26 protein-coding genes are annotated in these 25,621 nt (G+C 69.9%); 18 read left to right on the top strand and 8 right to left on the bottom strand.

All coding sequences use genetic code 11. The annotated features are described in order from the left end of the window. The first annotated feature begins 181 nt into the window (after positions 1-181). From JKG67_RS04775 to JKG67_RS04755, 5 genes are all read left to right on the top strand, one after another. On the top strand, positions 182-916 hold the full coding sequence (locus tag JKG67_RS04775; RefSeq protein WP_203336129.1) for a DinB family protein: 735 nt from the start codon (positions 182-184) through the stop codon (positions 914-916). 6 nt (positions 917-922) lie between these two features. Then, positions 923-1,462 (top strand): putative immunity protein, encoded by a 540-nt coding sequence (locus tag JKG67_RS04770; protein ID WP_203336128.1) that lies wholly within the window; start codon positions 923-925, stop codon positions 1,460-1,462. A gap of 171 nt (positions 1,463-1,633) precedes the next feature. Then, positions 1,634-2,041: a DUF1801 domain-containing protein gene (locus JKG67_RS04765; protein WP_203336127.1), complete on the top strand. Its 408-nt coding sequence runs from the start codon at positions 1,634-1,636 to the stop codon at positions 2,039-2,041. Between the two features lie 130 nt (positions 2,042-2,171). Further along, complete coding sequence (locus JKG67_RS04760; protein WP_203336126.1) at positions 2,172-3,026, top strand: alpha/beta fold hydrolase; 855 nt, start codon at positions 2,172-2,174, stop codon at positions 3,024-3,026. Then, positions 3,023-3,217 (top strand): GNAT family N-acetyltransferase, encoded by a 195-nt coding sequence (locus JKG67_RS04755; protein WP_203336125.1) that lies wholly within the window; start codon positions 3,023-3,025, stop codon positions 3,215-3,217. The genes JKG67_RS04760 and JKG67_RS04755 overlap by 4 nt, the downstream gene beginning before the upstream one ends. A gap of 15 nt (positions 3,218-3,232) precedes the next feature. On the opposite strand, the gene JKG67_RS04750 is transcribed toward JKG67_RS04755, so the two are convergent. After that, positions 3,233-3,658: a winged helix-turn-helix transcriptional regulator gene (locus tag JKG67_RS04750; RefSeq protein ID WP_307816436.1), complete on the bottom strand. Its 426-nt coding sequence runs from the start codon at positions 3,656-3,658 to the stop codon at positions 3,233-3,235. 9 nt (positions 3,659-3,667) lie between these two features. After that, positions 3,668-4,429 (bottom strand): alpha/beta fold hydrolase, encoded by a 762-nt coding sequence (locus tag JKG67_RS04745; RefSeq protein ID WP_203336123.1) that lies wholly within the window; start codon positions 4,427-4,429, stop codon positions 3,668-3,670. 161 nt (positions 4,430-4,590) lie between these two features. Here JKG67_RS04745 and JKG67_RS04740 point away from each other — a divergent pair, with 161 nt between their 5' ends. Both JKG67_RS04740 and JKG67_RS04735 read left to right on the top strand, forming a co-directional pair. After that, a complete protein-coding gene (locus tag JKG67_RS04740; protein WP_203336122.1) occupies positions 4,591-4,956 on the top strand; it encodes an MmcQ/YjbR family DNA-binding protein in 366 nt (121 codons plus the stop codon). 57 nt (positions 4,957-5,013) lie between these two features. After that, positions 5,014-6,078, top strand: coding sequence for a serine hydrolase domain-containing protein (locus JKG67_RS04735; RefSeq protein WP_203336121.1), 1,065 nt, complete (start codon positions 5,014-5,016; stop codon positions 6,076-6,078). Between the two features lie 3 nt (positions 6,079-6,081). Here the strand turns inward: JKG67_RS04735 and JKG67_RS04730 are convergent, their stop codons facing one another. Together JKG67_RS04730 and JKG67_RS04725 are read right to left on the bottom strand one after the other, a co-directional pair. After that, the gene (locus tag JKG67_RS04730) at positions 6,082-7,662 is read right to left on the bottom strand and encodes a cation:proton antiporter domain-containing protein (protein WP_307816435.1); all 1,581 of its coding nucleotides are present in this window, start codon (positions 7,660-7,662) and stop codon (positions 6,082-6,084) included. Between the two features lie 27 nt (positions 7,663-7,689). Continuing rightward, positions 7,690-8,280 carry a hypothetical protein gene (locus JKG67_RS04725; RefSeq protein ID WP_203336120.1) on the bottom strand — a complete coding sequence of 197 codons (591 nt, stop codon included), beginning with the start codon at positions 8,278-8,280 and terminating at the stop codon, positions 7,690-7,692. Between the two features lie 137 nt (positions 8,281-8,417). On the opposite strand from JKG67_RS04725, the gene JKG67_RS04720 reads away from it, so the two are divergent. Beyond that, positions 8,418-10,832, top strand: coding sequence for a penicillin acylase family protein (locus JKG67_RS04720; protein WP_203336119.1), 2,415 nt, complete (start codon positions 8,418-8,420; stop codon positions 10,830-10,832). 12 nt (positions 10,833-10,844) lie between these two features. Here JKG67_RS04720 and JKG67_RS04715 read toward each other — a convergent pair whose 3' ends face one another. After that, positions 10,845-11,324 (bottom strand): tetratricopeptide repeat protein, encoded by a 480-nt coding sequence (locus JKG67_RS04715; protein WP_203336118.1) that lies wholly within the window; start codon positions 11,322-11,324, stop codon positions 10,845-10,847. Positions 11,325-11,382: 58 nt separating this feature from the next. On the opposite strand from JKG67_RS04715, the gene JKG67_RS04710 reads away from it, so the two are divergent. The 6 genes from JKG67_RS04710 to JKG67_RS04685 are packed head-to-tail and all read left to right on the top strand — an operon-like array spanning position 11,383 to position 16,325. Beyond that, positions 11,383-12,210 (top strand): thioesterase family protein, encoded by an 828-nt coding sequence (locus JKG67_RS04710; protein WP_307816434.1) that lies wholly within the window; start codon positions 11,383-11,385, stop codon positions 12,208-12,210. Continuing rightward, complete coding sequence (locus JKG67_RS04705; protein ID WP_307816433.1) at positions 12,207-12,875, top strand: (deoxy)nucleoside triphosphate pyrophosphohydrolase; 669 nt, start codon at positions 12,207-12,209, stop codon at positions 12,873-12,875. The genes JKG67_RS04710 and JKG67_RS04705 overlap by 4 nt, the downstream gene beginning before the upstream one ends. Beyond that, entirely contained in the window at positions 12,872-13,255 is a 384-nt protein-coding gene (locus tag JKG67_RS04700) for a DUF4345 family protein (RefSeq protein ID WP_203336116.1), read from the top strand. The genes JKG67_RS04705 and JKG67_RS04700 overlap by 4 nt, the downstream gene beginning before the upstream one ends. Positions 13,256-13,290: 35 nt before the next feature. Beyond that, on the top strand, positions 13,291-14,202 hold the full coding sequence (gene mshB / locus JKG67_RS04695) for an N-acetyl-1-D-myo-inositol-2-amino-2-deoxy-alpha-D-glucopyranoside deacetylase (RefSeq protein WP_203336115.1): 912 nt from the start codon (positions 13,291-13,293) through the stop codon (positions 14,200-14,202). Positions 14,203-14,209: 7 nt separating this feature from the next. Next, positions 14,210-14,554: a hypothetical protein gene (locus JKG67_RS04690; RefSeq protein WP_203336114.1), complete on the top strand. Its 345-nt coding sequence runs from the start codon at positions 14,210-14,212 to the stop codon at positions 14,552-14,554. A gap of 10 nt (positions 14,555-14,564) precedes the next feature. Then, the gene (locus tag JKG67_RS04685) at positions 14,565-16,325 is read left to right on the top strand and encodes a VanW family protein (protein WP_203336113.1); all 1,761 of its coding nucleotides are present in this window, start codon (positions 14,565-14,567) and stop codon (positions 16,323-16,325) included. An 8-nt stretch (positions 16,326-16,333) separates the two neighbouring features. Here the strand turns inward: JKG67_RS04685 and JKG67_RS04680 are convergent, their stop codons facing one another. After that, on the bottom strand, positions 16,334-17,182 hold the full coding sequence (locus tag JKG67_RS04680; protein ID WP_443678532.1) for a GNAT family N-acetyltransferase: 849 nt from the start codon (positions 17,180-17,182) through the stop codon (positions 16,334-16,336). Positions 17,183-17,304: 122 nt separating this feature from the next. On the opposite strand from JKG67_RS04680, the gene fdxA reads away from it, so the two are divergent. Both fdxA and dapC read left to right on the top strand, forming a co-directional pair. Beyond that, positions 17,305-17,628: a ferredoxin gene (gene fdxA / locus JKG67_RS04675; protein ID WP_203336111.1), complete on the top strand. Its 324-nt coding sequence runs from the start codon at positions 17,305-17,307 to the stop codon at positions 17,626-17,628. Positions 17,629-17,654: 26 nt separating this feature from the next. Continuing rightward, the gene (dapC, locus tag JKG67_RS04670) at positions 17,655-18,752 is read left to right on the top strand and encodes a succinyldiaminopimelate transaminase (RefSeq protein WP_203336595.1); all 1,098 of its coding nucleotides are present in this window, start codon (positions 17,655-17,657) and stop codon (positions 18,750-18,752) included. A 33-nt stretch (positions 18,753-18,785) separates the two neighbouring features. On the opposite strand, the gene JKG67_RS19015 is transcribed toward dapC, so the two are convergent. Both JKG67_RS19015 and dapD read right to left on the bottom strand, forming a co-directional pair. Further along, positions 18,786-19,748, bottom strand: a complete 963-nt coding sequence (locus JKG67_RS19015) for a VldE C-terminal domain-containing protein (RefSeq protein ID WP_203336110.1) — start codon at positions 19,746-19,748, stop codon at positions 18,786-18,788. 2 nt (positions 19,749-19,750) lie between these two features. Then, on the bottom strand, positions 19,751-20,692 hold the full coding sequence (gene dapD / locus JKG67_RS04660) for a 2,3,4,5-tetrahydropyridine-2,6-dicarboxylate N-succinyltransferase (RefSeq protein ID WP_203336594.1): 942 nt from the start codon (positions 20,690-20,692) through the stop codon (positions 19,751-19,753). 60 nt (positions 20,693-20,752) lie between these two features. On the opposite strand from dapD, the gene JKG67_RS04655 reads away from it, so the two are divergent. Together JKG67_RS04655 and ileS are read left to right on the top strand one after the other, a co-directional pair. Further along, positions 20,753-21,958, top strand: a complete 1,206-nt coding sequence (locus JKG67_RS04655; RefSeq protein WP_203336109.1) for a lipase family protein — start codon at positions 20,753-20,755, stop codon at positions 21,956-21,958. A 269-nt stretch (positions 21,959-22,227) separates the two neighbouring features. Then, a complete protein-coding gene (ileS, locus tag JKG67_RS04650; protein WP_203336108.1) occupies positions 22,228-25,521 on the top strand; it encodes an isoleucine--tRNA ligase in 3,294 nt (1,097 codons plus the stop codon). Positions 25,522-25,621: the final 100 nt, after the last annotated feature.

Raw genomic sequence — 25,621 nt, 5'->3', positions numbered from 1 at the left:
CGGCCACGATCGTCCCAGCGAGATGGGCCGCAGTCATGATCTGGAGCACCGTCTACCCGGGCTTGCAAGCTGCCGCCGACGGACTCGTGTCTAGGCACGGTGTGGACGCACTGGTACGCCGCACCCTCTCCCGAGCGATCAGCGAAGGGTCTGCGTAGCGGAGGAGAGGCATGATGGGGCGATGGCGACCTATTCCGGGACCAAGGAGTTCGAAGGTGCGACCTTCGTCAGGACGAGCTTCAAAGGTGCCACGGTGCGCCACTCCGATCTCAGTGGCGTGACGATGCGCAGCGTCGATGTCGACGGGCTCGACATCGACAGCCACGACCTCTTCTTCGGCACTCTCGTCGTCAACGGGGTCGATGTGGTCCCGCTGGTGGACGCCGAACTCAATCGGATGTTCCCGGGTCGCGAACTGCAGAAGGCGCAGACTCCCGAGGGTCTCCGGGAGGGGTGGGTGGCAGTACAGGCCGCGTGGCAGACCACGGTGGCCGAAACGCCGCCCGAGCTCGTGGATGCCCATGTCGACGACGAGTGGTCGCTCGCCCAGACGTTGCGCCACCTGATTCTGGCCACCGATGCCTGGCTCCGTGGCGGGATCTTGGGGGTCGAGCAACCGTTCCATGAGATCGGCCAGATCTTCACCGGTGCCGCCGAGATGGGCTTCGACATGTCGATCTTCCGCGCGGATCCGCCGACGTACGAGGAGATCCTCGCGGTGCGGGCCCAGCGACAGCAGATGGTCACCGACTTCCTCGCCACGGTCACCCCGGAGCTGCTCGCCGAGGAGCGCGCCAACCCGTGGGGAGGCGACGACTGGCACCCCACCGTCGGTGACTGCGTTCGGGTGATCCTCGAGGAGGAGTGGGCGCACCTGCGCTACATCCGCCGGGATCTCGCGCTACTGCAAGGCTGATCGGAGATGGCATCGATCCAGACCCTCACCGACGAGGACCGGCGTACCCTCGCCCGCTGGGCGCTGGCCTGCGCCGAGCGGGTGCTGGGACAGTTCGCGGCCGATGAGGCGTCGACGGCGGCGGTCCAGGACGCGGTCACCCGCACACGCGCCTACAGCGAGGGGGACAGCAGCGCCGCCGCGGAGATCCGCAAGCGACTCGAGGTGGTGAAGGTCGCCCACGCTGCGACGACGCCGGCCGGGGCAGCGGCCGCCCGGTCGCTCGCCCAGGCCGCTGCCGTCGCGCACATGGGCGCCCACGCGCTCGGAGCGGCGGGGTACGCCGGGAAGGCTGTGTCGCTGGCGACCCCGGAGCAACCCGAGGTCGTCCACGAGGAGATCCGCTGGCAACTGGCCCAGTTGACCGAGCGTGAACGAGCGGCGCTGAAACGGCTGCCACCCCTGGGCGCCGACTCCTCCGGCCCGTTGGGCCCCGGACTCCTATCGCGCGGCATCGTGGGTTCGGTGATCCGGGACATCCAGAGTCGCCTCGGTGAGGAGCCCTGAGGCGGCGACCAGGGGCGCCGGAGCAGAGCCACTTCTGCTGATCGGCGGGTGTTAGCATCACGATGTGGCGCTCGTGAGCGCCGCGATCGCGCTTCCAGACCAACGAGGTCTGAATCATCGCGGAGGGGCCCGAATCTCTCGGGGCATGTCCGGATGGGGTGCTGCGCATTCATGCGCACCGACCCATGCGCCGGCTTCGAGCCGGTGGACGAAAGGACGAACATGGCCACCAAGGACGAGAAGAACCTGCAGCAGGTCCTCGACAAGATCGCGAAGACCGACGAGCCCGCCGGCAGCGTGATGCGGCGGATGCACGACGTGATCGTGGCGGCAGCGCCGGACCTCAAGCCTCGCATCTGGTACGGCATGCCCGGCTACGCCAAGTCGGCCAGCAGTCCGATCCTCGTCTTCTTCCGCAATGACGAACTCATGTCGCTGGGTGTGAGCGAGAAGGCTGCGCCCGTGCCAGCAGGAGAGCGGGACGGGCTGTTGCGGCCGTCGGCCTGGTACTTCGACGACCTCGATGAGGCCACCGAACAACGGGTGGCCGAGATCGTCCGAGCTGCCGTCGCTGGCTGAAGCGCCGCCCAACGGTGGCTGACGCCACGCGCTGACCCGCAAACGGTGCGCATGTGCAGTTCGCGGGGCGCTCCAGCGCGATTCGCCCACGTGAGCGGTGCACGTGTGCAGTTTGTGGGAGGTTGGGGAGATGCGGATTCTCGACCTCGACCTCGATCACGTCTCGTTGGCCGTCGACGAGTTCGGCGACCGAGGCGCTCCGCCGGTGCTGCTCATCGCCGGGGCCACGCAGTCGATGGACTGGTGGACCCCGGACTTCTGCGAACTCCTCGCCGCAGAGGGGCTGTACGTCGTCAGGTACGACCAACGGGACACCGGCCGGTCGACGACCAGCCCGCCCGGCCGACCGGACTACACGGGCATCGACCTGGCGACGGACCCGCTGCGGATCCTCGACGCACTCGCGGTCGAGGCGGCGCACCTGGTGGGATTGTCGATGGGTGGCGGGATCGCGCAGTACCTCGCTGTCCACACGCCGCACCGAGTGCGGACACTCACCCTCATCGAGTCCTCACCAGCCGGGGGAGACACCGGCGAACTGCCGCCACCGGATGCGGCCCTCGACCAGAGCGAGGGCGCACTCCCGGTGGTGACCGACTGGACCGATGCCTCCGCCGTCATCGACTACCGGGTCGAGGCCGAACGCCCCTATGCGGGCTCGCTCGGCTTCGACGAGGCACGTGTCCGGGAGATCGCCACCGTGGAGGTTCGCCGCAGCCGCACCACGGAGTCGTCATGGACGAACCACTTCCTGGTGGCAGAAGGCGCCGAAGCCGATCCGTCCTCGATCACGGCACCGACCCTCATCCTGCACAGTGACACGGATCCGCTGTTCCCACTGCCTCATGGTGAGGCGTTGGCTCGGATGATCCCGCACGCCAGCCTGCTGCGGGTCGACGGCATGGGCCACGAGGCGCCACCGCCTCCGGTGTGGGACACCGTGGTGCCGGCACTCGTCGCTCACCTACGACAAGGACCGTCATGACCCTGCCGACCCCGACGTTGGAGACCGAGCGCCTGCGGCTGCGCCCGTTCGTCGACACCGATGCCGATGCTCTGTTCGAGTTGCAGAGCGACGCCCACGTGCTGCTCCACTGGGCCTACGACACGCTCGACCTCAACCGGGTTCGGACGGAGAACCGGTGCCCGCAACCTGGCCTCGGCCCGGGTGGCTGAACTCCGCGCCGACGCTCACCGTGACGGGAGAACTCCGTGGCTGTCTCGCAGTGACTCCATCAAGCGCGACCAGCTCTCAGGCAACCGGTAGGCGAGCTCACGGGTGGGGGCCGCCTTCGCAGGGTCGGCCGCGCAGTGAGTCGCGCCCCAAGTCCCGATCGTCGCGAGCACCGGCACCAGGTCGACGCCCTTGTCGGTGAGCGTGTAGACCGCCTTCTGCAGGTGCGTCGGATCGTCCTCCCGGGTGAGGATGCCGGCGGCGACCAGCCGGTCGAGTCTGTCAGCGAGGATGCTGCTGGTGATCCGCTCGTCGGACTCACGGAGCAACTCCCGGAAGTGGCGGCGATCCGCGAAGATCAGGTCGCGCAGGATCAGCAGCGTCCAGCGGTCCCCGAACAGTTCGACGGCGAGGTTGATCGGGCAGTCCGAACGGTCGTTCACGGCCATGACCTAGCTCCGCTGCGAGTCGTAGTGGTGGATCTCCGCGGCGAGCAGATCGGCGGTCGCCTCGGGGGTGGAGAGCATCGGCCAATGGCCGCTGACCAGATGCCTTCGTCGCCACCGGGACGCCAGAGTGGCGACGGTGGGCGCGTCTCGCCAAGCCCTGTCGATGTCGTCGTACGGCGAGAGCGCGACGTAGGTCGACGGCTGGGCGCCGACGGGTGAGGACAGGCGCGCTGGTTCGGTGACGGTATGGCCGGGATGGGGCGTGAGTCTGGCCGCCAGGTAGTCCCGGTCGGCGGGCGTGAGATCGGATTCGTGGTCGAGCAGTCCGCGCGGGGGAGGAGCCCAGAGGTGCCCGGCCGCCTCGATGTCGGCACGCTCCTGCTCCCGGCCGGCGTCGCTGTCGCTCCAATCGTCGAGCAGGGCCCGCCCGTCCACGGGGAGGAACCCGCCGAGATGGATCAGGCCGCGAACTTGATCGCCGACTCGATCTGCGGCGCACGCCGTCACCATCGCCGAGTACGAGTGTGAGATGAGTACGACGGGGCTCGGGCCCATCCGCTCGACGTGCTGCACGAGCTGCTGGATGTGGTCTTCCAGATGCACTGCCGCGACCGTCGCCTCCGGCTCCGTGCCCTCCAGGCCTCGGAGCGTGATTGCCTCCGCGTCGATGCCCCGCTCGGCCAGATGCCGGACGGTCGGCTCCCAGATCCAGTTGCCCATCCACGCTCCAGGCACCAACACGGCCCGCACGCTCACGTCGGTCATGACTCTCCCCCTACTGGTTGTGTTTCGCGATCAGTTATGACGCTAGCAAGACTGCTCGTGAAATACAACCGGATTTGGCTGGCACGACGCCAGCGGGTCCACACCAGCAGCCCTGACCCAGCCACGTCACGACCGGCAGGCACCCATGGCAGGCTTTGCCCATGTCCCAGCGCCCCGACGTCCCGGCCGCGATGGTGGAGCGGGTCGGGCGCGTCCTCGACCCGTTACCCGAGTGCCTGCGGGAGCCGGCCTGGGTCGGAGTCAGGTGGCGGGTCGGGCAGGCGACGGTCGCGCACCTCTTCGGCGGCGAGGACCAGTTGTTTCGGCTGATCTTCCGCGGTGAGCCCGACGAGGTGATGGCCTTCCGCCATCTGGGGCATCCCTACTTCAAGACCGAGTGGGGCAGCAACGTGATCGGTCTGGTGATCGACGACGACACCGACTGGGCCGAGGTCGCCGAGTTGCTCACCGACTCCTACTGCGTGCAGGCCCCGGTCTCGCTGGCCGCACAGGTGCAGCGCCCCTGAGCCGAGTGCTGCAAAAGGCGCTCGACGCGCGCAGGCATTGCGTGGTGCCATTGAACGATGAGCACCATGCAGGAGACTCTCGCGCCGCTGGCCGAGTTCATCGATGACCGTGCTGCCCGGGATCTGTTCAGCGGCGTGGCCCTGGTCGGCCACGACGGCGAGACCGTCTTCGAGCACGCCGCGGGGATGGCGCATCGCGGCCACCGGGTCCCGGTGACCCTGGACACCCGCTTCCAGGTGGCCTCGGTCGGCAAGATGATCACCGCTACTGCCGCGCTCTCCCTCGTCGAGGACGGCACCCTGGAGCTCCACCGACCGTTGCGCTCGCTGCTGCCCGAGGGCCTGCTGCCCGCCGGCGTGGAGGAACGACACACGCTGCATCACCTCCTCTCCCACACCTCCGGTCTGCAGAACTACTACGACGATGATGATGACGACGGGGACGCGTTCATGGCCGCCCTCGAGCGCATCCCGGCGTCCCGTGCCCGGCGACCCCACGACCTGCTTCCGCTGATCGCCGACCTGCCGGTGACCTCGGAGGTGGGGGAGTACCTCTACAGCGACACCAACTTCGTCATCGTCGGTCTCCTCATCGAAGAGCTCACCGGCCGCTCCTTCGCCGACGTCTGCGTCGAGAGGGTGCTGGAGCCGGCCGGGATGACCTCCTCCGGCTTCTTCGACGTGGACCTCGAACCGCCTGGGTTCGGCACCGGCTACCTCGTGACCGACTCCCCGGCCGACCAGTGGCGGTCCAACGTCTACGGACTCACCGCCAGCGCGATGCCCGACGGCGGGTTGACCAGCACCGCCGCCGACCTCGCCCGGTTCGTGCACGCCCTCCGTGGCGGCAGGCTGGTGCCGGCGGCGACGGTGACCGACATGCTGACGCCGTACGCCGTCGACGGTGCCGAAGGCTACGGCTACGGCACCGAGATCGCTCTGGATCAGGGCACGACAGTGCACTGGGGCCACACCGGCAACGATCCCGGAGTGACCGCCTACCTGGCTCACTTCGTGCCGCAGGACACCACGGTGATCGTGGTCAGCAACCAGGACCGCGGCTCCTGGGCGGTGATCCAGGAACTGCTCGGGGCGCTCGACCTGCGCGAACCACGCTGGTGACGCTCACGGGTCCAGGCGCTCGGACCGGTCCTGGGCGGCGGCGTCGGCCACCGCGGTCCCCGCACTCATCGAGAGGCGGAACGCCACATCGACCTCGCGCCGTTCCAACTCCTCCAGCTCGTCGTCATACCGAGCGATGCAGGCGACGGTGCCGCTGAAACCCTGGGACCTCAGCACGTCCAGTGCGGCCACGTTCGCGCCGTGGCGAGGCATCGCCAGGAGCACGATGTCGACCTCGCAGCCAGCCAGCATCCGCTGCCAGAACTCGGCGTCGGTGGCGTCCGCGGTGATCACGTTCAGGCCCTCGTCGCGCAACTGGGTGGCGCGTTGAGGATCGTGTTCGACACCGACCGCCTCCCACTCCCAGTGGTCACGGAACCGCTGCAGTGCCCCGACGCCGATCTGCCCCATCCCGATCACCAGCACGTTGGCATCGTCGATCTCCTGGTCGGCGTCCTCCGCCGTGCCCGCATCCTCAGGCATCCGGGCAGTGGCCGCGTCCGCGATCCGCCTCGCCTGCCCGTTCAGCGCCCCGGCCACCGTGAAGCTCAGCGCCACCGCCACGGCGATCACCACCACCCACTCCTCGTCGATCCAGCCTGCGGAGTGCCCCACCGCGGCGACGATCAGCCCGAACTCGGAGAACTGGGCCAGCACCACCCCCGAGAGCACCGCGGTCCGGTTGCGCAACCGCAGCAGCCGCAGCAGTACGACGTACCCCACCGACTTGACCGGGATCAGGGCCAACACCAGCACCGCCAGCAACGCCTGCTCCAGGCTCGGGACGCCGTGGTAGCCGATGGACACGAAGAAGCCGACGAGCAGCAACTCCCGGACCGAGAACAGCAACTCCCGCAGTTCGTCGGCGGCCGGATGGGACGCCAGCAGCACGCCCATCACCAACGCGCCCAGGTCTCCCTTGATGCCAGCCAGCTCGAAGAGCGCCCAGCCGGGACCGAGCGCCATCAGCACCCCGAACACCACCTGGAGCTCCCCGTGGCCCACGCGGCTCCACAGCCATCGGAACACCCGGGAGGCGGGCAGCAGCAGCACCAGGGCCAGTGCCCAGGGGCTCGGCCAGTCGCCCTTGGATGCGGTGATGTACGCGACCGCCGCGACGTCCTGAAGGATCAGGATCCCGATGGCCACCCGCCCGTACCTGGCCTCTTCGTCGCCACGATCGTCGAGGGTCTTGACCACGAACACGGTCGAGGAGAAGGACAGCGCGAACGCCACCAGCGCCAGCACGCCGAATCCGGCACCCTCGAGCTCTGAGAAGCCGACCACTCCGAGCAGCGCCAGGAAGCCGATGCCGACGGCCACACTGGCGCTCATGTGGGTGGCCATCGTCAGCCACACCTCGCGTCTGAGCAGGGACCGCACGTCCAACTTGAGACCGATGCCGAAGAGCAGCAGCACCACACCGATGTCGGCAAGGGTCTGCAGCGCCGGCAGTTCGTCGACACCGATGCCGTGGAGCACGAACCCGGCGGCGAGGAACCCGACCATCGGTGGCAGCCGCAGCATCCCGGCGCCGAGGCCCCCGAGGAAGGCCGCGGCCAGGAACGCCACCGCGGTCAACACGGTCCCGCAGCCTCCACCATCAGTCGGTCAGTCATGACCGACCACCGAGCTGAGCTCGAGCAGTTCCGCGATGTGCGGGCGCGCTTCGGCCTCCTGATCGGCGGCGCAGGAGACGTTGATCATCAGTTCGACGTCGTCGAACCACTGCGCCGCCACGTCGGTGCTGTACGCCGTCCCGTCCTCGGCGCGATAGCGGAAGACGCGCCGCACGAACTCGGCCGGCTCGTCGCCGACAGTGACCGGGATCAGCAGCGGGGGCACGTCGCCGAGGATCTCCTGCACCGGCACCCGCTGGGCCAACTGATCCCCGAACACGTCCAGGGTGGCGGTCGGGTCGAAGCCCTGGGCGGCGGCCGCGGCGGCGCCCAGGTTCTGGTGGTAGGTGACCTGGCAGCCGAGGTCGGTGTGCCGCAACTGATGGATGCCGTCGGAGTCGAAGGTGGTGAGCTCCCACCCCTCGATGCCGGCCGGCACGCCCCAGGTGGTCGACGTGCCCGGCGGTGCGGCCTCGTCGATCGGCGGTGGCGTGGCCGCCGAGGGCGGCTCGACGTCGGGACCCGCGCACGCCACCAGGATCAGCGCCGCCGCAACGACGGCGGCAAGGCGTGGACCTCGCATGCACACTCCCCGGACTCGGTGCTGCCCAGCCAACCCGATGGCCATGCCTGCGTCAAAACCTGGCGTAACGCCACCACCGGATCTGCGTTGTAGTGCACAACCACTTTGTGTGGGGTTCCTCACACCCGGGAGTTCTCGTGCTGCATCGCCTGCTGGTGGCCACCGCCGCCTGTCCGCTGGTCATCGGGCTGCTCGCCGCCCCTGGAGTCGGCTCGTCCCCGGAGCCATCCTCGGCGTTGAGCGCCCCCAGTGTCGTCGCCGAACGGGCCTCCGCGGCCCGCAAGTCCTACCGCGCCACCATCCGGCGCACCAAGCACGGGATCCCGCACATCACCGCCAAGAACTACGGTTCGCTCGGCTTCGGCAGCGGCTACGCCACCGCGGAGACGTCGCTGTGCACCTTGATGGACACCGTCATCACCGCCCGCGGGCAGCGCTCCCGGTGGTTCGGCCCCGACGGGCTCTACTCCGACGAGGTATCGATGCGGGCCACCAACCTCGAGGTCGACGTCCTGGTCACCGACATGCGCAACCGCAGGGCCGTCCAGAAACTGCTCGCCGACCCGGTGGCCGGACCGAGCAAGCAGGTGCGCAAGATCGTGGCCGGCTACACCGCGGGGGTGAACGAGTACCTCCGCCGGCATCGCACGAAGGTCACCGACCCTGAGTGCAAGGGCGCCCGCTACCTCGCCACCCGGGTCACCCGCCTGGATCTCTGGTACGGCATCCACCTTGCCAACGTGCTCGCCTCGACCGGGGTCTTCGTCCCGGAGATCGTCGGCGCCTCACCGCCCTCACTCACCGACCCCGGGCTTCCGGAACTGCCGCTGATCGCCGACATCGACGTCGACGGACTGCTGTCGGGCCTGGGTCGCGACCCGGACTCCGGATTCGGCTCCAACGCCACCGCCGTGGGCAGCCGCCACTCGGCGACCGGCCAGGGGATGATCCTGGGCAACCCGCACTTCCCGTGGCGGGGGCGCTACCGGTTCACCCAGCAGCACCTGACGATCCCGGGCAAGTACGACGTCGCCGGGGCCAGCCTGATCGGCTCGCCGGTGGTCAACATCGGCTGGAACTCCGACGTCGCCTGGAGCCACACCGTCTCCACCGCCTACCGGTTCACCCCCTACGAGTACGTCGCCGTCGGGGGCACGTCGTACCTGACCACCGAGGGACTGAAGCCGATCCAGCGGCGTGAGGTCGAGGTCACCGTGCTGCGCAACGGCAAGCTGGTGAAGGTCGTCAAGTCGGTGCACCGAACCGAGGAGGGCTACGTCATCGACGCACCCGCCCTGTTCATGCCCTGGGGCCTGGCCACCGTGTGGGCGATCCGGGACGCCAACGCCGAACACCTGCGCACCCTCGACTCCTTCCACGCGATGGGGAAGGCGACCAGTGCCCGCGACCTGCTGCGCAGGCAGGACGCCACCGCCGGCATCCCCTGGGTCAACACCATCGCGGCCGACCGGCACGGCACCGTGCTGTACGCCGATCACTCGGTGGTGCCGAACGTGCCCGACGAGATGGCGGCCAGCTGCATGACCGTGGTCGGCCGGCTGCTCTACCAGCTCGCCGGACTCCCGGGTCTGGACGGCTCCCGGGCAGGCTCGAGCTGTGCCTGGCGCACCGACGCCGACGCGGCACGCCCGGGCATCTTCGGGCCACGCAACCTGCCCGAGTTGGTGACCACGTCCTGGGTCGCCAACGCCAACGACTCGTACTGGACGCCGAGCACCGCCGAACGACTCGAGGGCTACGCCCGGATCATCGGGTGTGAGCAGTGCGAGCGGACCTTCCGCACCCAGATGGTGCACCGCTACGTGACGGACAGGCTCGCCCGAGGCCAGAAGGTCACCCCGGCCGCGCTGCGTCGGTTCCAGCACGCCAACCGGCAACGACTGGCGGAGCTGGCCCGTGCCCAGGGCGCGCTGGACCAGGTGTGTCGGGCGGCCGACGGCGGCCACGCCTGTGCTGTGCTCCGGGACTGGGACGGTCGATCGAACACCAGCAGTCGCGGCACCCACATCTTCGCCGAGTTCGCCGACCGGCTGCCCGATGACGCCTGGAAGGTCGCCTTCGATGCCAGCGATCCGTTCAACACCCCACGCGGCCTCAAGACCGACCAGCCCACGGTGCAGGCGATGCGCGACGCCCTCGCCTCACTCCGGGGCCGGGGGATCCCGATGAACGCCGCCTGGGGCACCCTTCAGGTCGCCGGCGATCGGGGCGCGCCGCCTATCGGGGTCGGCGGCGGCAAGCATGCCTGGGGCAACGCCAACGCCATCGAGTCCCGCGAACCGCGCCGGAACAGCTCCTACTACCGGCCGATCACCTACGGTTCCTCCCACATCCAGGCGGTCGCCTTCCGGGGCTCGCGGGTGGTGCCGCGCACGATCCTCACCTATGGGCAGTCCGAGGACCCGACGTCGCCCTGGTCGGCCGACCAGACCCGGCTGTTCGGCAACGCCAAGTGGGTGCGCTTCCCCTTCACGGGGAGGCAGATCCGCCGGGCCCAGGTGTCGGTGACCAGGGTGACCGCGCCGCGGTAGCAGCGCAGCGACTCAGACGTCGCGCTGGGCCCGGGCCAGGGCCCGCCGCGACGACTCGATGAGCGCCGGGTCCGCCCCCGAGTCGATCCGCAGCGCGAGTGCGGCCTCGAACTCCGTGGCCGCCTCGGCCATCCGGCCGGCGGTGAAGAGGGCCTTGCCGAGGTGCTGACGCATCACCGCCTCGCGGGGACCGCCGCGGCACTCCTCGACCAGGTCGACGTACGCCGTGATCGCCTCCTCGTGCCGGCCGAGGTCGCGCAGTGTGTCCCCGAGCAGCGCTCGCAGGCGGACGCCGCCGTCGGACTGGAGCTTCGTGGTGATCAGTTCGTGGGCCGCGGCGGGGTCCCCGGTGTGCAAGGCGATCAGGATGTCGCGGTGCGGGTCGTCGGCGAACGCGTGCGCGAACGCGTCGAGGTCGAGGATCCGCGGGCGCAGCGTCTCCGGGTCGATCTCCCACCCTGGCCCCGCATCGATGGGCTGCTCGCTGCTCACGCCTGCCGAGCCTACTGGGCGGTGCGGTGATCGGAGGCGTGGCAGTACCGTGGTCGCCGTGCATGAACTCGATCGTCACCTCGCCCTCAGCCCCACCGGCGCGGGGCGACATCGACTCGAACTCACCCGTGACTGGTGGGTCGGGGGAGGTGTCAACGGCGGCTTCCTGATGGCCGCGATGGGCCGGGCTCTGGGGCTCGAGCTCCCCAAGCATCCGCATCCGCTGGCGTTCAGCGCCCACTTCGTCAGTGCGGCCACCGAGGGCGACGCCACCCTCACGGTGACGCCGGCCAGGGTGGGTGGCAGCACCGCCGCCGCTGCCGTGACGCTGAGCCAGGGCGACGAGACGCGGGTCGTCGGGGTGGCCACCTGCGGTGACTTGGCGCGCCTGCCCGAGGACGTGCGCACCACGGCCGTGCCGCCGGTGCTGCCGCCACCCGAGGAGTGCATCCCCACCTCGTCGTCGCCGGCCGAGGTGAGGCGTCTCGCCCCGCTCATCGACCGGTACGACCTGCGGATGGCCCCCGAGTCGGCCGGCTGGGCCGTGGGCGCCCCGTCCGGGAGGGGTGAACTGCAGGCCTGGGTGCGGATGGCCGATGACCGGCCCCCGGACGCCCTGTCCCTGCTCGCCATCGCCGACGTGCTGCCGCCGGTGAGCTACGACCTCGGCGAACCCGGTTGGGCGCCGACGATGCAACTCGCCGCGCACCTGCGGGCGTTGCCTGCGCCGGGATGGCTGCAGGTCACCCAGAGCACCCGCAATGTGGCCGGCGGCATGTTCGAGCAGGACTGCGAGGTCTGGGACAGCGCCGGTCGGCTGGTGGTCCAGGCCAGGCAGCTCGCCCGGATGCCGCGACCGGCGGTCCCGTCGGGGGAGTCGCGGTGAGTGACGTGGTCGGAGCCGCGATCGTGCGCGCCGGACGGGTGTTGGCCGCGCGGCGTACCTCCCCGCCAGCGGCAGCTGGCCGGTGGGAGTTCCCCGGCGGCAAGGTCGAGCCGGGCGAGTCGCCGGAGGCGGCGCTGATCCGCGAGATCCGCGAAGAGCTCGGCATCGAGATCGAGGTGCGGCGGTGGCTTGCCGGGCGCGTCACCATCGACGACCGGCACGAGCTCACGGTGGCTCTGGCCCAATCGGGCGAGGGTGACCCGCAACCCCACGAACACGACCAGGTGCGCTGGGTGGCCGCCGCCGAGCTCGACGACCTCGACTGGCTGGACGCCGACCGGCCGTTCCTCGCCGAGCTCCGCGCCCACCTCGAACTCCCCGACCACCGGGCGGTGTTCTTCGAGGCCGAGCACGCCGAGGTGGTGGCGGCGACGCTGCGGTCGGAGGGGTACGTCGTACTCGTGGAGCGGGAGCGATTGGCCGGGGAGGATGACGACGAGGACCATCCCTGGTCGCTGCGCAGCGATGCTCCACTGATCCGGCTCGAGCTGCTCATCGATGCCCATGACGGCTGGCTCGACCAGCCTGAGGCACCCAGACCGGTGCCGCCCCCGTTGGACCTCCCCGCGGCGCCGCGGCGGCTGAAGTCGGAGACGCCCCGATGACGCTGCTCGCGCTCCTCCTGGTCGGTTGGCCGGCCATCTTCTTCCTCGGCATGGGGATCGTCGGACTGCTCCGTCCCGACCGGGTGGTGGATCGGTTCGGGACAGTCGTGAACACCGTGGACGGACGCAACGAGATCCGCTCGGTGTACGGCGGCTTCGGGATCGCGGTCGCCTTGCTGCTCGGCTGGTCGCTGGTCACGGACGGCCCGGGCCAGCGGTGGATCCCGATCGCCATCGCGGTGGCCATCGGCGGCATGGCGCTCGGCCGGGGCGTGTCGATGCTCCTCGACCGAAGCCGGGGCTCGGCCGTGGTGTGGCGCTACGTGCTGCTGGAGGCGGCGATCGTCGTCTCGTTGTTGGCCGCCGTCTGCGTGAGGTGACCGGTGGTCAGCCGTCCCTGACCTAGAGTGGCTTCGTGCTAGCCAAGACCGACCACCGCCTGCTGCTGGTCCACGCGCATCCCGACGACGAGACCATCAACCAGGGCGCCACGATGGCCCGGTACGCCGCGGAGGGACGCAGCGTCACCCTGGTGACCTGCACCGCCGGTGAGATGGGCGAGATCCTGGTCCCGGAGCTGTCCCACCTGGCCGCGGACCAGCAGGACGGGCTGGGTGAACATCGGCGCGGCGAGTTGGCTGCGGCGATGGCGGCCCTCGGGGTCAGCGACCACCGCTTCCTGGGCGGCTTCGGGAGATACCGGGACTCGGGGATGCAGTGGCACGCGGACGGGCATGCGATCCCCGCCGACACCACCCACGCCAACGCCTTCTGGCACGCCGACCTCACCGAAGCGGCCGACCTGCTCGTGGAGGTGATCCGCGAGGTGCGTCCCCAGGTGCTGGTCACCTACGACCCGTTCGGCGGCTACGGCCACCCGGACCACATCCAGGCGCACCGGGTCGCGATGTACGCCGCGCAACTCGCCGCGGTGCCGACGCACCGCCTCGACCTGGGTGAGCCCTGGGAGATCGCCAAGATCTACTGGGGGACGATGGCGGCGTCGGCGATGCGGCAGGGGCTGCGCGAGCTGCGCGCAGCCGGGGACACCGAGACCTTCGCTGGCATGGAGCCCGATGGGGAACTGTGGTCGATCTTCAGCCCTGACGAGCACATCTCCACCATGGTCGACGGCGACGCCTACCTGGACGCGAAGATGAAGGCGCTGGCCGCCCACGCGACCCAGATCTCGTTGGACGGACCGCTCTTCGCGCTCGGTGACCGCGGCAGCCAGAGCATCTGGGGGGTGGAGGCCTTCCGGGTCGCGAAGGGCACCCCCGCCCCCGACGAGTCCGGGGTCGAGACCGACCTCTTCGCCGGGCTGTGACCCGGCGTTGGCGCTCAAGCTGCTGGTGTTCCTCACCTATCCCGCCGGTGTCTTCACCGGACTCTCGATGGTGCTGTGGCACAGCCGCTGGTGGGGGCTGACCCTGGCGGTCGCCGCGATCACGTGCACGGTGGTGGCGCTGCCGCGGCAGTGGTGGGGGCGGCTCGCCTTCGTGGCGGGCGTCGCCACCACCGTCGGTCTGGCATTCGGGCGTCGCCCCGAAGGGGACTGGGCGGTCGGCGAGGGGGTGCACGGCTGGGTGATGCTCGGCGCCGTGATGGTGGCCACTGCGTTCGCTGTGGCGACACTGCCGGTGCGTGGGACTTCTTCGGATCACCGTCTCCATGCCTAGGATGCGGGACGTGAGCACGGACGCAGGCACCGCGACGACGACCGAGACCCCCCAGGACCGGGGTGGCCGGGTCGTCCTCTGGCTGCTGCTCGCACTGGGGCTCCTGCTCGGTGGCGGCTACGCCGCAGCTTGGTGGGTGGCCGGCGAGAACGTGCCACGCGGGATGACGGTGGCTGGCGTCGACATCGGCGGCCACACCCCCGAACGTGCTGCGGAGGTGCTGAAGGCTGGGCTGGCCGATCGTGAGCTGGCCACCATGACCGTCTCGGTCGACGAGGTGACCCGGGAGATCCCGGCCCGCCGACTCGGCCTCTCGGTGGACCACGAGGCCTCCGTAGCCGCTGCCGGAGCCGGCGCCAGTTGGCACCCGGTCCGGCTCTGGGACTACTTCACTGGAGGCCGTAACCTCGACCCGGTGATCGTCATCGACCACAGCCGCCTCGACGAGCAGCTCGACGGCTTCGATGAGCAGGTCTCGGTCGAGCCGGTGGACGCCGCTGTCACGTTCCGGGCCGGACGTTTCGAGACCACCGATCCGGCCCCCGGCCGGGCTCTGGACCGTGCCGGGGCCCGTGCCGCTATCGAGGCGGCGTACCTCGGCGACGACCCGGTGGCCCGCCTGCCGTTCACCCCGTTGGCCCCCGAGGTCGGCGAGGAAGCGCTCACCGCCGCGGTGGACGGGTTCGCCAACCCAGCGGTCTCCGGGCCGGTCCGACTGATGTTCGGCAACTCCCCGGTGCGGCTCAACCCCCGCGACTTCACCGCCGCACTGCGGATGGTCCCCGAGGAGGGAGCACTCTCCCCGCGGGTGCGCAAGCGCGTCTTCGCGAACCTGCTCGACACCCACCTGTCCGAGGACGACAAGCCGGTCGACGCGACGGTGCGGATCGTCAACAGCAAGCCCGAGGTGATCCCGGCCAAGCCCGGCGTCTCCTACGACGTCGACGAGGTCGCCAGCGTGTTCCTGGAGGTCCTCACCGCCAGCGGCGACGATCGGCGGGCCGAGGTGCCGGCCACGGTGGCGGAGCCCGAGTTCAGCACCGCCGACGCCGAAGCGCTGGGCATCGTCGAGCAGGTGTCGACCTTCACCACCTACTACCCGCACTCGACGTACCGCAACGTCAACATCGGCCGCGCCGCCGAGCTGATCGACGGAACCCTGCTCAAGCCGGGTGAGACGTTCTCGATGAACGACACGGTGGGGGAGCGCACCCGCGCCAACGGGTTCACCGAGGGCTACATCATCCGCAACGGGGTGCTCGTCCAGGACCTCGGTGGTGGTGTGTCGCAGATGGCGACCACGCTGTTCAACGCGATGTTCTTCGCCGGCCTCAAGGACGTCGAGCACCGCCCGCACTCGTTCTACATCGACCGGTATCCCGAAGGCCGTGAGGCCACCGTCGCCTGGGGCATCCTGGACCTGAAGTTCGCCAACGACACCGAGCACGGTGTCCTGATCCAGTCGCGGATCGTGCCCAGCACGCCGTCTCGGCGCGGCGAGGTCACCGTGACGATGTGGTCGACCAAGACCTGGGACATCACCGCGGTGAAGTCCGGACGGTCCCGGGTCACCCAGCCGACCACCCGCTACATCCAGGAGCCCGGCTGTGAGCCGCACCGCGGCTGGTCCGGATTCGACGTGACGGTGACTCGTCACTTCCACCGACCGGGGAACAGCGCGATCGTGCGCAGCGAACCGTTCTTCACCCGCTACAACCCGTCGGACTCGGTGGTCTGCGGTCCGCCGCCCTCGCAGGGCAACGACGACTGAGCGCAGCCTCAGCCGGGGGTCAGGTAGCGGTAGGCGTGGTGGGTGCTGAACCCGAGCCGCTCGTAGAGTTCCAGCGCGCTCTCGTTGTCGGCCAGCACCTGCAGGTACGCCGTCGTGGCGCCCCGCTCGGCGCCCCAGTCGAGCATTGCCGAGAGCAGGTTCAGCGCCAGCCCCTGGCGACGCCGTGACGGCTCCACGTTGAGGGCGTGCAGGCCCAGCCAGTCTCGGTCGTAGGCGGCCCGGATCAGCGCCTCGTCGCCGACCCTGGCCTCGAGGCGGTGGTCGTCGGCGACCATCTCCACCTCGATGGTGCGGATGCCGGAGACGGCCCGCCGGGCCCTCGAGATCGAGGCCACCTGGAACCAGGTGTCCGGCTCATGCGGCCGGTCGAGCTCCCAGCCGGCGTCGGTGAACCTCTTGCAGACCTCGGAGTCGGCCTCCACCATCACCAGGGGGCGCTTGTCCCGGTCGCGGTAGTAGTCCAGCACCCGCTGGACGGCGCGGGTGAACGAGATGCCGGGATCGCCCATCGCCAGCGCGGAGTTCGCACGGCGCACCGGATCGGACTCCGACGAGCGGAGCACCCAGTCGCCGAGTTGTTCGGTGTCCACGTGCGGCCACATCACCAGGCTGCGCTGTTGGGCCTCCAACGGCGACATGCGCAGCCGCACGCTCGGCCGTGGCGGCACCGGCTTCCCGGAGACGATGTCGGCGATCGGCACGGTGACCGTCGAGCCTCCCTCACGCGCGATCACCGCCGCTTCGGGGCCCCAGGCCTGACAGACTCCCAGGACGTCGTTCATGGCTGGTCCGCCCGTGGGTCCGTACTCGCCGGGGACGACGTGTCGGATCACCACACGCTCGCCCACCACATGGGGACCAAGCAAATGCTTGGGCCGGGGTTCCTCACCACTTCGCACATGTGGATACTAGGCTGAGCAGCGAGTGCCCGCTCGCCCGAGTCTTGTAGGAGGAACTGGTGACCTACGTCATCGCCCAGCCGTGTGTCGACCTGAAGGACCGCGCGTGCGTCGACGAGTGCCCCGTCGATTGCATCTATGAAGGCAAGCGGATGCTTTACATCCACCCCGACGAGTGCGTCGACTGCGGTGCCTGTGAGCCGGTCTGCCCGGTCGAGGCCATCTTCTACGAGGACGACACCCCGGAGGAGTGGAAGGACTACTACGACGCCAACGTCAAGTTCTTCGACGACCTGGGTTCGCCCGGTGGTGCCGCCAAGATGGGTGAGATCGACAAGGACCACCCCTTCGTCGCAGCGCTGCCGCCCCAGAACCAGGGGTGAGCGCAGCACCGCAGCCGTCGGGTCGGGTGTCGTCGAGGCTGCCTGACTTTCCCTGGGACCAGTTGACCGGTTCCAAGGAGCGGGCCGGCCGACACGCTGGCGGCCTGGTGGACCTGTCCATCGGTACGCCGGTCGACCCGACCCCGATGGTGGTCCGGGAGGCGCTGGCCGCCGCTGCGGACTGGCCGGGCTACCCGACCACGATCGGCACGGTGGAGACCCGTCAGGCCTGCGTCGACTGGCTCGCCGGGCACGGCACCATCGGGCTGGGGCTCGACCAGGTGCTGCCGCTGATCGGCTCCAAGGAGTTGGTCGCCTCGCTGGCGCTGCACCTGGGTCTCGGCCCGGGTGACCTGGTGGTCCTGCCCGAGTTGGCCTACCCGACGTACGAGGTCGGTGCAGCGTTGGCCGGTGCCCGCACCCTGGCCACCGACTCGCTGACCGCGATCGGGCCGGAGACGCCGCGGCTGCTGTGGCTCAACAGCCCGTCCAACCCCACCGGGCGGGTGCTGCCTGTCGAGCACCTCCGCAAGGTCGTCGACTGGTGTCGGGAGCGCGGCACCATCCTGGTCTCCGACGAGTGCTATCTGGAGTGCGCGTGGGACGCGGCGCCGGTGTCGGTGCTGGACCCGGAGGTCTGCGGCGGCTCCGCGGACGGCATCCTGGTGGTGCACTCGCTGTCGAAGCGCTCGAACCTGGCCGGCTACCGCTGTGGCTTCGTGGCCGGAGACACGGCATTGATCGGTGAGCTGCTCGCGGTCCGCAAGAACCTCGGCCTCATCGTTCCCGGCCCGCAGCAGGCGGCGATGGCCGCGGCGCTGCGGGACACCGAGCACGCCCGCGCCCAGCACGCGGTCTACGCGGCTCGTCGTGCGGTCCTCAAGGAGGCGCTGCAGGGCGCCGGCTACACGGTGGAGCACTCCGAGGCCTCGCTCTACCTGTGGACCACCAAGGGTCCTGACGGGCCGGACTGCTGGGGGCTGGTCGCCGAGTTCGCCGAGCTCGGGATCCTGGTCGCCCCCGGCGACTTCTACGGCGCGGCCGGCCGTCGGCACGTGCGGGTGGCGTTCACCGCCACCGACGAGCGGATCGCCGCGGCAGCGCGGCGGTTGGCGACCGTCTGACCTGTCCGCAAGGTCGGCTCAGAGCACGTCGAGTCAGGGCACGTCGACGTGCACGTGGTCGCGGTGCTCGAGGATCTCCACCACGCCCTCGGGGCGCCCGTTGGTGTCGGGGGTGTAGTCCCGCCAGCCCTCGTCGGAGCGGCGGACGTTCCAGATCTTGCCGTCGAAGATGACGTGCTCGATCTCGAGCAGGTCCGCGCGAGCCACCAGATAGTGGGCGATCACCCAGCCGCGGCGCAGGTTCTGCTCGTTGACCGGGCGCACGAAGACATCGACCGCTCGACCCTCGTAGTGGGCTGATCCGGGCATGTGGCCGCTGCTCACCCCGCCGGGCTGGAAGCCGCCCAGCGACAACGGCCCGAACGCCGTCGTCAGGTCGTCGCGCACCGCCGCCGCCCTGGAGGTGAGTCCCTCGGGCCCGAGCTCGGTGTCGGCGGAGGCTCGCCCCCGGACCGTGCAGGTGAACGATGCCGGCGACCAGCCGGTCAGTGCCGAGGCGAGCGCGCGGGCGTTCTCCTCGTGGCGCCGGTACCCCTGCGGGTGCCCGGAGCGCTGCACCGCCTGCGCGGCGTCGTTGATGTCCATCTCCCGGTAGTTGGGGAGTCGCTCCAGCGCGTCATAGAACGCATTGGCGGCATAGACCGGGTCCTGCACCTGCTCCGGCGTACCCCACCCCTGGGACGGGCGCTGCTGGAACAACCCCAGTGAGTCCCGGTCCCCGTAGTCGAGGTTGAGGATCTTCGACTCCTGGTACGCCGTGGCCAACGCGATCGTCACCGCACGCGCCGGGAGACCTCGCCGCACCCCGATGGCGGCGATGATGGCTGCGTTCTCGGCCTGCTCCAGGGTGAGGGTGACCGTGTGCTCGCCCACCACCGCCTGGCACGCCTGCCGCTGGAAGGCCGGACCCAGACCGGTCCGCATCAGGACCCCCACCGCACCCACCACGACGGCGAGGATGAGCGCCACCAGGACGAGGTTGACCAGCCTCCGCATCGTCAGTCGTTGGCGTGCAGGATCGAGTTGAGGGTGATGCCCTCGCCCTGCCTCGGCACGCACTCGACGGCGCCGGTGACCGAGTTGCGGCGGAAGAGCAGGTTGTTCTTGCCGGTCAGGTCACGGGCCTTGACCACCTCGGAGGCGCCGTCGGCGCCGACGACGGTGACCTTGGTGCCAGCGGTGACGTAGCAGCCTGCCTCCACGACACAGTCGTCACCCAGCGAGATGCCGATGCCGGCGTTGGCGCCCAACAGGCAGCGCTTGCCGATCGCGATGACCTCCTGGCCGCCGCCGGAGAGCGTGCCCATGATCGAGGCGCCGCCGCCGATGTCGGAGCCGTCGTCGACCACCACGCCGGCCGAGATCCGGCCCTCGACCATCGACGAGCCGAGGGTGCCCGCGTTGAAGTTGACGAAGCCCTCGTGCATCACCGTGGTGCCCTCGGCCAGGTGCGCTCCCAGCCGGACCCGGTCCGCGTCCGCGATCCGGACCCCGGACGGGACCACGTAGTCGACCATCCGCGGGAACTTGTCGATGCCGTGCACGGTGACGTGCATCCCGGCGGCCCGCAGGTGCATCCGGGTGGTCTCGAACCCCTCGACCGCGCACGGGCCGGCCGAGGTCCACACCACGTTCGTCAGCAGCCCGAAGACGCCGTCGAGGTTGATCGACTGCGGCGTCACCAGCCGAGCCGACAGCAGGTGCAACCGCAGCCAGGCGTCCTCGGTGCTGCGGGGTGCGGCAGCAAGGTCGTCGATGGCGACCAGGCGGACCTCGCGGCGGACCCGGCGGATCGGGTCGACGCCGCTCAACGCGTTCAGGTCGGCCGGTGGTCCGGCCGGCTTGGCGGCCCCCAGCGCAGGGGAGGGGAACCACACGTCGAGAACGGTGTCGTCAGGGGTCACGGTGGTCAGGCCCCAGCCGTGGGCCGGGCCGGTCATCTCAGTCACGAGAGCGGAGTCTACGCAGGGGCAGGTGAGCCGGTTGGGCATGATGGGGTTGTGACGACGACGCCCGCAGCCCCGCCCCGTGGTCGCTGGATCCTGCTCGCCGCACTCGTCGCGGTGCTGCTGCTGGTCCTGACCACCGTCATCGTCGTCCTCGTCGGCCGGGACAAGGAGCCGCCGCTGCCCCCGTTGCCGCTCGACGCCGAGCCGGGCGAGTTGATCGCCACCCGGGACTGGGCAGGGGTCACCGACGACTTCGATGCGTGGCAGCTGGCCTACGCCACCGCTGACGTCGACGGGGAGGTGCGTGAGGCCACCGGTCTGGTGGTGGCCGCCAAGGGGTGGTCGTTGGGCCCCCGGCCGGTGCTGGTGTGGGCGCACGGGACCACCGGAGTCGCCGAGGACTGCGCGCCCTCGGCCAGGATCGACGCCTTCGGTGTGTACGCCGGGCTGCTCGCGCAGATGGTGCTGCAGGGATGGGTGGTCGTCGCCCCCGACTTCGCCGGGCTGGGCTCGGAGGGGCCCCACGAGTACCTCGGCGGCCTGGCCGCCGGCCGGGACCTGGTCCACGCCGTCACCGCGTCGCAGTCGATCGACGGGCTCGCGCTGATGCCGCACACGGTGATCTGGGGCGGCTCCCAGGGCGCTCACGCCGCGCTCTGGGCGGGGGTGGTCGCCGACGAGGCACCGTCGATGGACCTGCGCGGGATCGCCGCGATGGCGCCGCCCACCGAGGTGGACACGGTGATGGCATCGATCGACGTCGACCCTGACGAGTCTCCGTTCGGGCGGATGCTGATCTCCTTCCTGCTGCAGAGTTGGCACGACGTACACCCCGAGGCGGGGCTCCTGGACCACTTGCCGGAGTCCGACCGCGACCTGGTGGGCCGGGTGGCTGCCCAGTGTCAGGGCCCGGAGAGCAACGCGCCGTCGTTGATCCGGCAGTTCAGCGGCCCGCTGTTGCCCGAGGACTCGACGGCCGGTCGGTGGGGTGAGCTGATGCGCGCCAACTCGCCCAACGAGGTCGTCGAGGCCCCGATCCTGCTCGCTCAGGGGGACGCCGACGACGTGGTGCCGGTGGAGATCCAGCGACGCTGGGCGGAGCGGATGTGCGCCGAGGGTCAGGTGCTGGAGTACCGCGAGTACGAGGGGCTCAACCACCTCAGCCTGTTGACCGACACCTCGCCGCTGTTGGCCGATCTGCTGATCTGGACCGCGGCGCGCTTCGAGGGTGACGAGCCGGTCTCCACGTGCGAGTGAGGAAACCGGTTTCCGCCGCGGCCGGGGCACGCCGTACCCTGTGACCCATAGGCGTTCGAGCCGTCATCAGCGGCGAGCTTTCGGAAGAACAGCGTTCGGCGGGCCCCGGCTCACCTGCGCCCAGTAGAACCGAACGGGTGGGCCCGTCACAGCCTGCAATGAGCGGGTGCCGTGTCACGGCACCAAGCGAGGTGGTACCGCGGCAGCAATGTCGTCCTCGTGGTCCGACACATTCGACCACCGGTCGACCGCACGAGGAGCCGCAGCCGATGACCTATCCGAAGGTCAGCACCGATCCCACGAACGCCGTTCCGTCGACCCCGCGGTTCCCCGCGATCGAGGAGCGGATCCTCGGCTACTGGGAGTCCGACGGCACCTTCGCGGCCTCCCTGGAACAGCGGGACCCCGCCGACGGCGAGTTCGTCTTCTACGACGGTCCGCCGTTCGCGAACGGGCTGCCGCACTACGGGCACCTGCTCACCGGCTACGTCAAGGACATCGTGCCCCGCTACCAGACGATGCGCGGCAAGCGGGTGGAGCGACGCTTCGGCTGGGACACGCACGGCCTGCCCGCCGAGCTCGAGGCGATGCGCATCCACGGCATCAAGACCACCGACGAGATCGCCGAGATGGGGATCGAGGCCTTCAACGAGGCCTGTCGGGACTCGGTGATGAAGTACGCCGACCAGTGGCGTGCCTACGTGACCCGGCAGGCCCGCTGGGTGGACTTCGACAACGACTACAAGACCCTCAACCCCGACTACATGGAGAGCGTCATCTGGGCGTTCAAGAGCCTGCATGACCAGGGCCTGGTCTATGAGGACTTCCGGGTGCTGCCGTACTGCTGGAACGACGAGACGCCGCTGTCGAACCACGAACTGCGGATGGACGACGACGTCTACCAGTCCCGGCAGGACCCGTCGGTGACGGTGGGGCTGCGGCTCGCGGACACCGGCGAGGGTGGGGTCCTGGACGGTGCCCTGGCACTGGTCTGGACCACCACGCCCTGGACGCTGCCCTCGAACCTGGCCGTGATGGTGGGCGAGGAGATCGACTACGTCGTGGTGCGTTCGTCCTACACCGGCGTCGAGGAGCGGTACCTGCTGGCCGCGGAGCGGCTCGACGCCTACGCGCGCGAACTCAAGGACGAGGACTCCGAGTCGGTGCACCACCAGGTTGTCGCCCGGGTCAAGGGCGCCGACCTCGTCGGTCGGCACTACACGCCGCCGTTCAGCTACTACCTGGGCCACCCGCGGGCCTTCCGGCTGGTCGCCGCCGAGTTCGTCACCACCACCGACGGATCCGGGATGGTGCACACCGCCGGGGCCTTCGGTGAGGACGACAAGGTGATCACCGACCGGGAGGGCATCGAGGCGGTGATGCCGGTCGGCAAGGACGGCCGATTCACGGCGCCGGTCGCCGAGTACGCCGGGATGCTGGTCTTCGACGCGAATCTGCCGATCATCGACCACCTCAAGGCGGCGACTCGCCTGGCTGGTCTCGATACACCCGGCTCGTCCCTCGCCGGGCACTCGACCGCCGACGACCACGGCGCAGTCACTCCCGGCACGGTGCTGCTTCGCCGGGAGACCTACGAGCACTCGTACCCGCACTGCTGGCGCTGCCGGCAGCCGCTGATCTACAAGGGCGTGGAGTCCTGGTTCGTCCAGGTCACCCGGATCAAGGAGAGGATGCTCGAGCTCAACGAAGAGATCCGCTGGGTGCCCGAGCACATCAAGCACGGCCAGTTCGGCAGGTGGCTCGAGAACGCCCGCGACTGGTCGATCACCCGGAACAGGTTCTGGGGTTCGCCGGTGCCGGTCTGGAAGAGCGACGACCCGGCGTACCCGCGCCTCGACGTCTACGGCTCCTTCGAGGAGCTGGAGCGCGACTTCGGCCGGCTGCCCCGCAACGCCGCCGGCGAGCCGGACCTGCACCGGCCCTACATCGACGACCTGACCAGGCCCAACCCCGACGACCCCACCGGAGCGTCGACGATGCGGCGCGTCACCGACGTGCTCGACGTCTGGTTCGACTCCGGGTCGATGTCGTTCGCGCAGAACCACGTGCCGTTCGAGAATGCGGACTGGTTCGCCAAGAACTTCCCGGCCGACTTCATCGTCGAGTACATCGGCCAGACCCGCGGCTGGTTCTACACGCTGCACATCCTGGCGACCGCGCTCTTCGACAAGCCGGCGTTCTCGTCGTGCATCAGCCACGGCATCGTGCTGGGCTCGGACGGCAACAAGATGTCCAAGTCGCTGCGCAACTACCCCGACGTCTCCGAGGTGTTCGACCGCGACGGCGCGGACGCGATGCGCTGGTTCCTGATGGCGTCCCCGATCCTGCGCGGCGGCAACCTGGTGGTCACCGAACAAGGCATCCGGGACTCGGTGCGTCAGGTGATGATCCCGTTGTGGAACAGCTGGTACTTCTTCCAGCTCTACGCCAACCTCGCCCGGCCGGGCGGGTACGACGCGCAATGGTCGACGGCGTCCACCGACCGGCTCGACCGCTACCTGCTGGCCAAGACCCGGGATTACGTCGAGACGATGACCGTCCAGATGGACGACTACGCGATCGCGGACGCCTGCGAGACCACCCGCGGGTTCATCGACGTACTCACCAACTGGTACATCCGCCGCTCCCGGGACCGGTTCTGGGAAGGTGACACGGCTGCCCTGGACACCTTGTACACGGTGCTCGACGTGGCCTGTCGGGTGGCGGCCCCGCTGCTGCCGTTGACCACTGAGGAGATCTGGCGCGGCCTGACGGGGGGCAGGTCGGTGCACCTGACCGACTGGCCGGACGCGGCCACCCTGCCCGACGACGAGGGCTTGGTGGCGGCGATGGATCAGGTGCGCGACGTCTGCTCGGCCACCTCGGCACTGCGCAAGGCGGCTGGGCTGCGCAACCGGCTGCCGCTCGCGTCGCTGACCGTGGTCGGGCCGCAGATCGCCGGCTTCGAGTCGATCGTCGCCGACGAACTCAACGTCAAGACCGTCCGCCTCCTCGACGCGGACGCCCCGGAGGCGGGTGCCTTCGGGGTGGAGCAGAGGCTCACCGTCAACGCGCGGGCGGCCGGGCCTCGTCTCGGCAAGGACGTCCAGGTCGCGATCAAGGGCTCCAAGACCGGCGACTGGTCGGTCGCTGCGGACGGTACGGTCACGGCCGGTGGCATCGCCCTGGTCGAAGGGGAGTACTCCCTGGAGACGGTGGCCGGGGCGGCCGACGAGTCCAGTGCGGTCGGGATGCTGCGCGACGGCTTCGTGGTCCTGGACACCGACGTCACTCCCGCACTCGCCGCCGAGGGGCTGGCGCGGGACCTGGTCCGTGCCGTCCAGCAGGCCCGACGTGACGGCGGGCTCGACGTGTCCGACCGGATCGCCCTGGTGATCGCGGGGGCTCCGGCGGTCCTCGAGGCCGCCTCCGCCCACCGGGACCTGATCTCCTCCGAGACCCTCGCCACCTCCTGCGACGTGACCGCTGCGGGTGTCGACGGCGGTATCGAGGTGACTGTGGGTGAGGGCGAGAAGGCCATCGTTCGGGTGAGCAAGGCCTGACCCGGGCGGGGTCTCGATACACCGCCTCGCAGGCTCGGCGGCACTCGACCGCCGAGCGGAGTCACCAGGCCGTCCACTGGACGGGGATGGTTGACTGGCT

The sequence above is a fragment of the Nocardioides limicola genome, assembly GCF_016827675.1.
GTDB classification, from domain to species: Bacteria; Actinomycetota; Actinomycetes; order Propionibacteriales; family Nocardioidaceae; genus Nocardioides; species Nocardioides limicola.
The sequence above is the reverse complement of the archived record's forward strand: the minus strand, read 5'-3'. Positions and strand labels throughout refer to the sequence as shown.